The sequence below is a fragment of the Nitrosomonas ureae genome, from assembly GCF_001455205.1.
Lineage (GTDB): Bacteria > Pseudomonadota > Gammaproteobacteria > Burkholderiales > Nitrosomonadaceae > Nitrosomonas > Nitrosomonas ureae.
Map to the genome: position 1 here is coordinate 2747439 of NZ_CP013341.1, position 12146 is coordinate 2759584.

12 protein-coding genes and 1 riboswitch are annotated in these 12146 nt (G+C 42.6%); of the genes, 8 read left to right on the forward strand and 4 right to left on the reverse strand.

The window, feature by feature from the left end; translation table 11 throughout:
* Positions 1-53 precede the first annotated feature (53 nt).
* From ATY38_RS12830 to ATY38_RS12860, 8 genes are all read left to right on the forward strand, one after another.
* The gene (locus ATY38_RS12830; RefSeq protein ID WP_062559647.1) at positions 54-800 is read left to right on the forward strand and encodes a heme ABC transporter permease; all 747 of its coding nucleotides are present in this window, start codon (positions 54-56) and stop codon (positions 798-800) included.
* A 29-nt stretch (positions 801-829) separates the two neighbouring features.
* The gene (gene ccmD, locus ATY38_RS16675; protein ID WP_255251995.1) at positions 830-994 is read left to right on the forward strand and encodes a heme exporter protein CcmD; all 165 of its coding nucleotides are present in this window, start codon (positions 830-832) and stop codon (positions 992-994) included.
* On the forward strand, positions 978-1427 hold the full coding sequence (gene ccmE / locus ATY38_RS12835) for a cytochrome c maturation protein CcmE (protein WP_062559648.1): 450 nt from the start codon (positions 978-980) through the stop codon (positions 1425-1427). The genes ccmD and ccmE overlap by 17 nt, the downstream gene beginning before the upstream one ends.
* 84 nt (positions 1428-1511) lie before the next feature.
* Positions 1512-3566, forward strand: coding sequence for a heme lyase CcmF/NrfE family subunit (locus ATY38_RS12840; RefSeq protein ID WP_062559649.1), 2055 nt, complete (start codon positions 1512-1514; stop codon positions 3564-3566).
* The gene (locus tag ATY38_RS12845) at positions 3563-4093 is read left to right on the forward strand and encodes a DsbE family thiol:disulfide interchange protein (RefSeq protein WP_062559650.1); all 531 of its coding nucleotides are present in this window, start codon (positions 3563-3565) and stop codon (positions 4091-4093) included. Before ATY38_RS12840 ends, ATY38_RS12845 begins: the two co-directional genes overlap by 4 nt.
* Before the next feature lie 33 nt (positions 4094-4126).
* A complete protein-coding gene (locus tag ATY38_RS12850) occupies positions 4127-4627 on the forward strand; it encodes a cytochrome c-type biogenesis protein (protein WP_062559651.1) in 501 nt (166 codons plus the stop codon).
* Entirely contained in the window at positions 4624-5952 is a 1329-nt protein-coding gene (gene ccmI / locus ATY38_RS12855; RefSeq protein WP_062559652.1) for a c-type cytochrome biogenesis protein CcmI, read from the forward strand. The genes ATY38_RS12850 and ccmI overlap by 4 nt, the downstream gene beginning before the upstream one ends.
* A gap of 2 nt (positions 5953-5954) precedes the next feature.
* Entirely contained in the window at positions 5955-6437 is a 483-nt protein-coding gene (locus tag ATY38_RS12860; protein WP_062559653.1) for a peroxiredoxin, read from the forward strand.
* A gap of 268 nt (positions 6438-6705) precedes the next feature.
* Here ATY38_RS12860 and cobO read toward each other — a convergent pair whose 3' ends face one another.
* From cobO to ATY38_RS12880, 4 genes are all read right to left on the reverse strand, one after another.
* Positions 6706-7311, reverse strand: coding sequence for a cob(I)yrinic acid a,c-diamide adenosyltransferase (gene cobO, locus ATY38_RS12865; RefSeq protein ID WP_176767913.1), 606 nt, complete (start codon positions 7309-7311; stop codon positions 6706-6708).
* A gap of 4 nt (positions 7312-7315) precedes the next feature.
* Positions 7316-7894, reverse strand: coding sequence for a hypothetical protein (locus ATY38_RS12870; protein WP_062559654.1), 579 nt, complete (start codon positions 7892-7894; stop codon positions 7316-7318).
* Between the two features lie 14 nt (positions 7895-7908).
* Complete coding sequence (gene btuB / locus ATY38_RS12875) at positions 7909-9762, reverse strand: TonB-dependent vitamin B12 receptor (RefSeq protein ID WP_062559655.1); 1854 nt, start codon at positions 9760-9762, stop codon at positions 7909-7911.
* Between the two features lie 138 nt (positions 9763-9900).
* A riboswitch (cobalamin riboswitch) is annotated at positions 9901-10110 on the reverse strand.
* Between the two features lie 203 nt (positions 10111-10313).
* Entirely contained in the window at positions 10314-12029 is a 1716-nt protein-coding gene (locus tag ATY38_RS12880; protein ID WP_062559656.1) for a PQQ-dependent sugar dehydrogenase, read from the reverse strand.
* Between the last annotated feature and the right edge of the window lie 117 nt (positions 12030-12146).

The window sequence follows — 12146 nt, forward strand, 5'->3', positions numbered from 1 at the left end:
TTTAGGATAGTCGAAAGGTAAAATTAACATGAAGAATTTTATTAATACTAAATATGGCAATTAATTGGTTTAAGTACTCTTCTCCTGCCAGTTTTTATTCATTGGCGGGAAAAATGATTCCAGTATTTGTTCTTGTTTCTGTGGTGTTGCTGGTGGCAGGGCTTTATGTCGGTTTTTTTGTTGCACCAACCGATTTTCAACAAGGCGAGGCTTATCGGATTATTTTCATACACGTACCTGCAGCTTGGATGTCAATGTTCCTATATGTTGTGATGGCATTCTGGGCAGGTATCGGATTGGCTTTTAATACACGATTGTCCTCTATGCTTGCAACTGCAATTGCTCCAACCGGTGCCATGTTCACTTTTATCGCGTTATGGACTGGTGCGTTATGGGGGAAACCTATGTGGGGAACCTGGTGGGTATGGGATGCACGATTAACTTCTGAATTAATCTTGTTTTTTCTCTATATTGGGTTCATGTCGTTACAGGCAGCAATTGATGATCCACGACGTGCTGATAAAGCTGGCGCCATCATTGCTTTGGTTGGCGTCATCAATATACCGATTATTTATTTTTCAGTACAGTGGTGGAATACTCTGCACCAAGGCGCATCGGTAAGCATCAATCAAGCGCCTGCGATGGCGACGACCATGTTGACAGGTATGCTGATTATGGTACTCGCTAGTTGGATGTATTCCATTGCAGTAATATTAAAGCGGACACGCATTATTATTCTTGAGCGAGAAAGTCATACGGCCTGGGTGGCAGAGCTACAAAAGAAAGGAGCTATATTGTGATTTGGTCAAGTTGGTCAGAGTTTTTCTCAATGGGAGGATATGGGCTCTATGTTTGGGGATCATACATTGTAACTTTTATGTGTATAGCTGGTGAAATTCTGTTAATTTCAAATCGTCGACGAACTTTAGAAAAACAATATAGTCACATCGAAGACTTAGATAATAATGAGACAAATAATGAAACCACGTCATAAGAAGCTTGCAATGATAGTCTCTGGAGTTACTGCATTAGGAGTTGCTGCTATTTTGGTATTAAACGCTTTTCAAAGTAATCTGGTGTTTTTCTTTAGCCCATCTCAAGTTATCGCGAATGAAGCGCCAATTGGTAAAAGTTTTCGCATTGGTGGATTGGTTACAGAAGGCAGCGTTAAGCGTGATGATGGATCGACTACGGTACATTTTTCAGTGACAGATACGGCGGAAACAATCCCTGTTGTATACACGGGTATTCTGCCTGACTTGTTTCGAGAAGGTAAGGGTGTAGTTGCACAAGGAAAAATATCTGCTGAAGGTGTTTTTTTGGCTGATGAAGTTCTTGCCAAGCACGATGAAAATTATATGCCGCCTGAAGCTGCCGAAGCTCTAGAGAAAGCTGCTAAAGCACAGAAAGCATCTCTGGTACAGTAAGGTTTTTCCTGAAAAGTTAATACTTACTTCTCAGGGAAGTTCAATTTTTAGTCCTGAATAATTTTTTAATTCTTAAATAAAATCATGATTCCAGAAATTGGTAATTTTTCTTTAATACTCGCTCTCCTGCTGGCTACTTTGCAAGGAACATTGCCTATTATTGGCGCAGCACGGGGTATTCCTTCTTGGATAGCATTGGCGAGACCTGTGGTTCAGGGGCAATTTGTATTTGTACTGATTGCATTCTTTTGTTTGGCATATTCCTTTGTCAGTAGCGACTTCTCTGTGCTAAATGTAGCCAACAATTCGAATACAGAATTACCATTCCATTTTCGATTGGCAGCAACGTGGGGATCTCATGAAGGCTCTTTATTGTTATGGGTTTTAATGCTTGCCAGTTGGTCTGTTGCAGTCAGTGTCTTTAGTAAGCAGTTGCCAGATGATGTTGTTGCAAGAGTAATTGGGGTTTTAGGTCTTGTTAGTATCGGTTTTTTGGTATTTATGTTATTTACTTCAAATCCATTTGATCGTTTATTACCTGCTGCAATGGAAGGAAGTGATTTGAATCCTCTGTTGCAAGATTTTGGCATGGTGGTGCATCCGCCTATGCTCTATATGGGTTATGTGGGGTTTTCTGTTGCTTTTGCTTTCGCTATCGCCGCGTTATTGAGCGGGAAGCTGGATGCAACTTGGGCGCGCTGGTCACGTCCGTGGACGATTATTGCCTGGGTATTTTTGACAATTGGAATTATGCTCGGTAGCTGGTGGGCATATTATGAATTAGGCTGGGGAGGCTGGTGGTTCTGGGATCCGGTAGAGAACGCATCGTTTATGCCGTGGCTTGTCGGTACAGCTTTAGTTCATTCGCTGGCAGTTACTGAAAAACGTGGTAGTTTCAAAAGCTGGACAGTTTTATTGGCAATTAGCACATTCGCGCTGAGTTTGTTGGGAACATTTTTAGTGCGTTCAGGTGTTTTAACTTCTGTTCATGCATTTGCAACCGATCCTGCCCGGGGTGTATTTATTCTTGCTTTTCTTGTGATTGTGATTAGCTGTGCATTATTATTGTTTGCATGGCGTGCGCCAAAAGTTGGCTTAGGAGGCAGATTTGATTTGCTCTCGCGCGAATCGATGTTGCTCGCTAATAATATATTGTTGTTAGTCGCAGCGGCAAGTGTATTGTTGGGAACACTTTACCCATTGATCATTGATGCTCTTGGTTTGGGTAAATTATCGGTAGGCCCTCCATTCTTTGAAGCCGTTTTTGTGCCTATTATGACACCGGCGATTTTCTTGATCGGTATTGGACCTATTTCCCGTTGGAAGCAAATGAGTTTACCAGCCCTAGCTGTTCGTTTACGCTGGGCGTTTGGAATAAGTGTAGTTTCTGCCCTCATGACACCATTTTTTATGGGCGAATGGAAACCGATGGTTAGCTTTGGTTTGTTGCTTGCGTTCTGGATTATTGTGTGTGCATTTGTTAATTTAAAGCATCGTCTGAATAACTCTGGAAAAGGCAGTCTGTTTGCTAAACTGTCTAGGCAGTCAAGAAGCTATTACGGAATGCATTGTGCGCATATCGGAGTGGCGGTATTTATTATCGGTGTAACACTAGTAAACAGTTATGAAACTGAAAAAGATGTACGTATGGAAATTGGCAGTAAAGTAACGGTTGGTGGCTATATTTTTCAGTTTAATGGCACTAGTGATGTCGTTGGCCCAAACTATAAAGCTGTGAAAGGCGATATTTCTGTTTTCAAAGATGATCGATTTATTCGTACTTTATATCCGGAAAAACGTACTTATAATGCCTCGGGTATGGCAATGACTGAAGCGGCGATCGATACAGGTTTTTTTCGTGATCTTTATGTTGCCTTAGGAGAGCCGTTATCGAATGGTGCCTGGGTGGTTCGTGCTTACCATAAACCATTTGTGGATTGGATATGGTTTGGGTGTATATTGATGGCAATGGGAGGAATTACCTCAATTACCGATCGGCGTTATCGTCTCAAGGTTACTAAAAAGAAATCTGCTACCCCAAGCGATATTGAAATGGAAAAGCAAACAGAAGGCACCTCCGTGGCGGTTGCACCAGCAACAACTAAAGTTGAATTGGCTACGGAGGCCACAAAGTTATGATGCGGTATTTGATGCCTCTAGCTATTTTCATGGTATTAGCAGTTTTTTTGCTGGTGGGATTGACATTGAATCCCCGGCAAGTGCCTTCACCGTTGATTGATAAACCGGCGCCAAAATTTCAACTCAATCAACTGCATGAACCAGAAAAGATAATGTCTTCAGATGATAATCTCGGCAAAGTCTGGATGCTCAACGTGTGGGCGTCTTGGTGTGTTGCATGTCGAGATGAGCATCCTTTGTTGGTGCAATTGGCAAATTCAGGGGTTATTCCAATTTATGGTCTCAATTACAAAGATGAACGTAATACAGCATTGCAATGGCTAAAACGCTATGGTGATCCTTATGCCATAAGCATTGTAGATATCGATGGAAAGGTTGGGATTGATTACGGCGTTTATGGTGTTCCGGAAACTTATGTAATCGATAAAAAAGGAATTATCAGACACAAGCAAATTGGACCGGTAACCGTAGATTCACTTAAAAAGACAATCCTTCCTTTAATTAAAGAATTACAGAATCAAGCATAAAAATTTATAAGTTAAATGTAAGGATTAATTTTCATGATATGTCAGTTCGGTAATGTAGTAAGAGTTATCATCTTTACTTTGATGTTACTCTTAGTTTCTCCACTTAACGTATGGGCAAAAGAAGCTATACCTGTCGCTGAAGATCCAGAGATTGAAAAAAGAATGTTGGCATTGACCGTAGATTTACGTTGCTTGGTTTGTCAAAATGAATCCATTGCAGACTCCAGAGCGGAATTTTCCAATGATATTCGTCGTGAAATTCGCGAACAGATAAAAGCCAACAAAACAGATAAAGAGATTGTGCAGTTTCTGGTTGATCGATACGGGGATTTTGTTCTCTATAATCCCCCTATGAAACCTACGACAATCCTTTTATGGTTTGGTCCGGTTATTTTGTTTATGATCGGATCAGGTTCGTTGGTTTTTTATTTAAGGCGTCGACGGTTACAAATAGAGGATGTAGCGCTTTCACCAGAGCAGCTTAATGAAGCGGAAGCATTACTAAATGAGGATAAAAAAGGTAAGAGCGTATGACGGCTTTTTGGGTTATTTCCGGAATTTTTATTGTTACAGTACTATTATTTATTATTCCAACCTTATTACGGAATAAAGACACTCAGCTTAAAAACCTGGAACATGATGCGATTAACATTACAGTTTATCGTGATCAGCTTGTTGAGCTTGATAAAGACTTGGAAAACGACATTCTAAGTCAAGAACAATATAGTAAGAGCAAGCAGGAACTCCAGCAACGTATGTTGCAGGACGTTACTGAACATGAAGAAGTTGTTCTTCAAAAAAACAAGAAAATTCATAATATTGCACTCTCAGTAATGATTGCGCTGATATTCCCGCTAGGGGCGGTATTTTTGTATTTAAACATTGGTGATACGCGCGGATTATTACCGCAAGAGCAACTTGCCAGTGCAACACAAATAAACCGAGGTAGCAGTGGCGATGATCTCGGAGGTCATGATTTCTCAGCTGCATTGGAAGCCTTGATAGCTAGGCTGAGTAATAATCCAGAGGATATTGAGGGCTGGATAATGTTAGGTCGTACCTACACAGCAATGGAGCGCTATACGGAAGCAAGCAATACATACGCAAAACTGGTGGAATTGATACCTAATAACCCTCAAATTTTGAGCGATTATGCCCGTGTATTGGGATTGAAAAATCAAGGAACCTTGGCTGGAAAACCAACTGAGCTGCTTTATGAAGCACTTAGGATTGATCCGGAATATCCACCGGCGCTAGCACTTGCAGGCCATGCAGAATTTGAGCAGGAAAAATATAATGAAGCTTCTGCGCATTGGGAGAAATTACTGGCGACCATACCTTCCGATTCCCCTTTGGCGAAGTCTGTTAAGGATAGTATTGCCGAAGCCAAGTTATTGGCATCAAGCGATAAAGGGAATGCTTCGGACCAGCATATTGCGGTGAATGAAGCAGAAGTGGAAAAAGATATCCAGCCTGTCAATAATACTTCAGCAACTGATCCCGCAGAGACAATCACACTTTCAGTATCTGGACAGGTAAATATTCAGCCTGAATTGGTTTCGAAACTAACACCTAGCGATACTTTGTTTATTTATGCACGAGCAAGCGCCGGACCTAAGATGCCCTTAGCAATTTTGCGCTTGAAAGCCAGTGATCTTCCAGCAACTTTTACACTGACAGACGATATGGCGATGATGCCTACAATGAAAATGTCCAGTTTCCCAGAAATTGTTATTGAAGCAAGAATTTCTAAATCTGGTCAGGCTGTTCCTTCGAGTGGCGATTTGCAAGGGTTTAGCAAACCAGTTAAGCTTGGTAGCGATAACATTGCAATAATGATCGATAAGCAAATACCATAAAAATGCTGGAAATTAATCATGCAGTAGAAAATTTCAAGTTACCTTCAACCGGTAATAAGGAATTCTCATTGTCTGATTGCATTGGCAGAAATGTGATTATCTATTTCTATCCCAAAGATGATACGCCCGGATGCACAACAGAGGGCCAAGATTTTCGTGATAATTGGCATTTGTTTACCGAGATGAATTGTATTATTGTTGGCGTGTCTCGCGATAGCATCAAATCACATGAAAGCTTTAAAGTTAAAATGCAGTTTCCGTTTGAATTGCTGAGCGATGAAGATGAGGAAGTATGTAATTTGTTCAGTGTAATGAAAATGAAGAATATGTATGGCAAACAAGTTCGCGGTATTGAAAGAAGTACTTTTGTAGTTGATACACAAGGAATTCTGATAAAAGAATGGCGTGGAGTTAAAGTACCTGGACACGTGCAAGAGGTTCTGGATTTTATTAATACATTCAACAGTAATTCATATCAATATTAACTTATATTTCTCTGTACGGTTTTCACTATGGGAAAAAACGCGGAAGAATCTGGGAAATTTATGGGGTAAGGTGCAATTTGAAGCCCTACCCATTCAATAAAAATGTCAAACTAAAGAAAGCTCATAGGCATATTAATTTATTAGAATCGATAACTTAGCTTTGTATGCTTGTTATGTTGATTGCGTAGAAAGCGAGTACGGAATAAGGTGTTTTCCCCGCATTCTCTTTTAACTCTATGTCGTCGGTCTTTGTGTGTTCGTAGCACTATTATAGATCAATGCCCTTTTGTGCCTGAACACCGTTACGAAAAGCATGTTTAACGTCAGTCATTTCAGTGACCGTATCGGCTATTTCGCATAGCGCATCGGGTGCGCCGCGTCCGGTAATGACAACATGTTGCATAGTTGGGCGATTTTTTAAATCGTTTAACACAGCGGTTAAATCCAGCCAGCCAAATTTGAGGGGATAAGTCAATTCATCCAGCACAATTAAATTTATCGACGGATCACACAGCATTTCCTGCACGATAATCCAGCCACGTTGCGCTGTCTCGGTATCTCTCTGAAGGTTTTGCGTATCCCAAGTAAAACCTTCTCCCAATACATGCCAGATGACATCGTTTTGTTTCCGGAAGAATGCTTCTTCGCCTGTGTCTGAACGACCTTTAATAAATTGCGCTACCCCTACACGCATATCATGCCCAAGTGCTCGCGCAAGCATGCCAAAGGCTGAACTGGATTTACCTTTGCCGTTACCCGTAAGAATCAGAAGTAAGCCTTGTTCACGATTCGCGCGTGCAATTGCTTCATCAATGACTTCTTTCTTACGCTGCATACGTGTACGGTAGCGTTCCGCACGGTCAGACTCAATCACATTGTTATCCTGCGGCGTTGTTTGAATTGAATTGCTGAGAAATCAATATTAGGAACGTGTGAATTACAACAGTTATACTTAGATAAAATACAAATGTCTCAACATAGAGGGGAAAGTATTTGATGAGTTGTTCGCCAAATTCATTGAAATTTGTTTCAGCGATGCGACCGGAAAAGAAATAGAAACCACCGCCAGAAAATAATTGGCATAAGGTTAAACCGGTTATGACACTGATAGAAAGTGGCAATAGAGTACTCCATGCAAATTGATAGCGCGCTCTGTACCAACGGCCAGTGAGCCATAAAGAAACGTAAGCTGGTAATAGAAATACATAAGCCGGAGTCAAGCAATAATCACTTACACCTCCCCAGTGAGTAGCGGCAAAATCCAACCACCAGCTTAATGTAAAAAATCCTAAAAGCGGCCAAGTGGAACGCAGATACACACCGGCAAAAAAGAAAATGGCCCAGGATGCATCTGCCATGTTATGTATTGAGGCAAAATGATGGCTGCGAGTAAATATCATCAATAATACTAGCAATAATCCTATAGATATTTGACTGCGAATAGATAAGATCGACATATTGGGTTCCTCTGTTAAGGTTGATAACGCACCATGGCAAAGAAGCTTCGCCCTGGTTGATTATAGAATGCCGCTGTTTCATAGCGCTCATTAAGTAAATTTTCAATGCGTCCCTGCAGACGCCAGTGTCTATTAAAGTTATATTCAGCGCGAAGATCAAATTTTACATAGCTATCCAATTTCAGGGTATTGGCGAGATTATCGTAGCGCTGGCCTTCGACCAGTAGCATTGCGCCTAATGTATATTGACCGAACTGACGATCAGCATCCAACCGGAATGATTGTTCAGCCCGCCGTGGCAATATATTACCTCGATTTAATCCGGACGAACGATCTTCTGGGTTCAAAAGGGTCAGGTTACTACTGAGTTGCCAGCCTTTAATCTGTGTACTCAGTGTGCCTTCAAATCCGCGGATGCGTGCCTTTTCAATATTGGAGAGTGCAATATTATTGAGTGCAAAGGTAGTGGCATCAAAAGCAATCAGGTCATCAATACGGGTTTCATAAATATTCAATGACCAATTACCCCAATCAGCCTTACCGCGTGTACCGAATTCATAACTGAGTGAATCTTCCGGACGTAAATTGGGGTTACTAAAATTAGGAAAATACAGATCGTTGAATGTTGGAGCTTTAAAAGCAGTGCCAAAGTTGGCTAGTAGACGGATATTTTCAGTAATTGGATAACCCCAGCCGGCACCGCCTGTCACTCGGCTGCCAAATTGCTGGTTATCGTCATGACGCAGAGATAGTTGAATGTCATGCTTGGCAAACGTTGCCTGATGTTGCGCAAAAACCCCCCAATTGTTCCGTGAATGAACAGTAAAAGCCTCAGTGCTTCTGACATGGTCTTTTTGATAATCCATACCAATAGTCAATAAGTTATTGGAATTCAAGGTAAAATCATTCAATACGGAAATCGTATCACGTATGGTATTAAACCGGCTTTGGAAAGCAGTACCAAGAAAGTTATCCGAATCTTCCCGGCTGCGTCCGCCTATCAGGCTAATGCGCCAGAAATCCAGTGGGGAATATCGCGCTGTGCCGCCTAGAACTTGTTGCATTAAAACAGCTTTGTTGGCAAAGTTGCCATCAAACTGGGTTTTTCCGGCAGATTGCATAAAACTACCGTCAATTTCCAATCCATTCTGAAAGCGATACCCGGCGCGCGTGGATCCAGCGACATTGCGGTAACCATCACGATCGGGTTCAAGCTCATTAATAAAGCAGCCGGCGCTGCTAGAACCGGTACATGCATTAAATCCTTGGGTACCAATTCCACTGGCAGTCATATTAAACCAACCTTGCTTGCCACTATACGATAAACCCGTGGAACCTTCTAAGGTACCGTAGCTACCACCCCCAAAGCCAAAGGTCGGTTTAAGTCCAGCACCGTCGCCTTTGCGCGTAAAAATATGAATGACCCCGCCAATGGCTTCAGAGCCATATAAACTAGAGCGCGGGCCACGCACGATCTCAATACGATCAATCTGATCAATAGGAATGTTTTCGAATGCGGTCGTGCCGGATGTGGCCGAGCCGACTTTGATGTTATCGACCATTACCAGGACATGATCTGATTCGGTACCGCGCATGTGCACAAAGGTGGCTTTACCTGCGCCACCCTGATTAACAATATTGATCCCCGGTACACCACGAAATAAATCTTGAATCGAACGTGCCTGTTGGCGTTCAATATCTTTGCGCGTGATCATCGTCACCGAAGCCAGCGAAGTATCAGCGGTCTGTGCCGTACGGGTTGCAGTGACAATGACAGGTTTTTCCTGATGATCCGCATTCGCTGCGAATAACGATGTAGTAATACCCAGAGATAGCAGGGCCAGCGCCGGAAGGTGGCTTCTTCGCATGATCTGATTCCTTCGCGCACACCCGCGCGTTTTCAAATTTAGAAATTACGGAATACAGAGGGAGAATTAGAAATAGGGCAAACGGACTAGCCCTTAAAAAAGCTATTCGAAATGCCACTGATTGCCCTCCGCAATGCCGCAGTATGTCTACTTCAGGCCGGTCTCCGGACTCATGAGCGGAATAAATTCCAGATCTGCGCCTTCCCGTGAAATCGTTCACAGTGGCATGATGCAGATAATTTACTCATTTACCGTTGCGGGGGCAGTGCTGGCATTGTTTAATTAGTTTGAAACGCACCAGCTTCCCGTTTAACCTTCAAGAAAGACACCTGAAGGCACCTGAAATGTGAGGGCGAAACTTACCTGACCTGTGGTAAGGATGTCAAGGTAATTAATAAATTGATTCAATGAACATTAAATTCGCGCTTGCGCAGCACGAGGTGGTTCGCATGGCGCGCAAAGCGCGCCGGGATATTGTAAGGAATGACGTACATCATTAGCAATTCGTAATTTGGATGCAGCCAATATGATTAATCATGACATAGTTATTTTTACTTAATTCGTTCAAATTGTTTGAGTTCGAATGTCAGGTTTGACTGCTCCGGTACCTGCTGCAGCTCAACGGAATAGGTGAATATTTGCCCGTTGCTATCCGCAACATTGATAAAAGAAAGGCTGAGTTTGCCAGTAGATTGATCAAAGGTGGCGCTGTCATCGCGAAAACGATCGGCTAATATCTCAGCATCGATCAGCTCAAAACGCATTGGATCGCTCCCCGAAAGATGCTGCAGGCGAGCGTGATAAATCATATTCTCGCCACTTGTTAATGTGACGTTTACTGCTGGTATTTCGAGTAAATTACCTTCAAAGTTTGCATTGGGAACCAGTTTGTAGACCGCGCCCGTGGTTCCAAATGGCGTACCTGTGGTGTTGCCAAGTACATAAAGTTCGCCATCGCCATCTTGTCCGAAGCCAAGTATCCAGAAACCAGGTTGATCTCGATCGGCCAAGTCTAATTCAAGAATTTCACTGCCATCGGAATAAAAAATCCGGCCATCGGCATTACCGGTCCTGGCGGTATCGCCAAATACGTATTTTCCTTGTAGCGCCGGGATAGCATTGCCGCGATAGACGAATCCGCCAATAATGGCAATGCCTTCGTCATGATCATATTGAATCAACGGGTCGATGAAGTTCCCTGCAACAGTGCCATCGGTTACAAATCCCGGGTCGTTACCATTGGGTTCAAAACGAAAACTGCCTTCTTTCAATCCCCAGCCATAATTTCCTCCGGGTTGAATCAGGTTAACTTCTTCAATGTCGTTTTGCCCGACATCGGCTAGTACGAGTGCACCTGTTTGAGAGTCAAAAGAAAATCGAAACGGGTTACGAAAACCGTAAGCATAAGTTTCCGACAGCATGGTATTCGAACCCACAAAAGGGTTGTCGGCCGGTATGCCATACTTTCCATTGCTTGAATTATTGCCCAATGGGTTGATTCTGAGTAGGCTACCCAAGGGATTGCCAGGATTTTGCCCGTTACCGTCATCACCGTGACCGATCATAGAATTCTGCCCATCACGATCATCAGCTCCGCCGCCGTCGCCAAGTGCAATATATAACATACCATCCGGACCAAAATTCAGCGCTCCGCCATTATGATTGAATTGGGGCTGATCGATTGTCAGCAAATCTCGAACCCGCTCTATCGCTGCTGGAGGGTCATTTAAGCTGGGAGAGACGAATCGCCACTCGGTAATGACAGAACGATGATCGGCAGTAGTACTTGGAGGGATGGTGGAAAAATCGCTAGCGTTGATTGCGATTTCTGAATCATAAGTATAAAACAATCCATTGTCGATGTACTGGGGATGGAATGCAAAACCAAGAAAACCACGTTCATCGTAGGATTCGTCACCAAATGCTCCCAGCGGTACTTGATTCGAAGAAAAGAAATCGATGAGAATTTCTTTTTTGTTTGTAGCCAAATCGATACGCCATAATTTGCGATCTTGATCGCTGACGTATAAATGTTCTGTCGCGCCAGGAATGGGAACCGCCCAGTTAGGTGCAGTCAAGCCGGTTGCAATTTGTTTCAATCGTAAGCGAATGGAACCTTTCTGAATCGGATCCGGAATAGGATTATCTATACGTTCTCCTGCAGAATTTACAGAAGTTTCAGCAGTATTTTGATCTGTATTAATTGCTAATCCGTCAAGTGCAGTACCCAGCAACAATAAAGTTAATAATGGATAAAGGAATTTCATTTTGAAACCTCCCGTGGGTGGAATTCGGTCTTATATGTTTTTAAATAATCATTTTTCGGGTGCCTTTAAGTTAATGTGAAAATAGCAGTTTCATTATAAAAGGAAATGATTGTTACT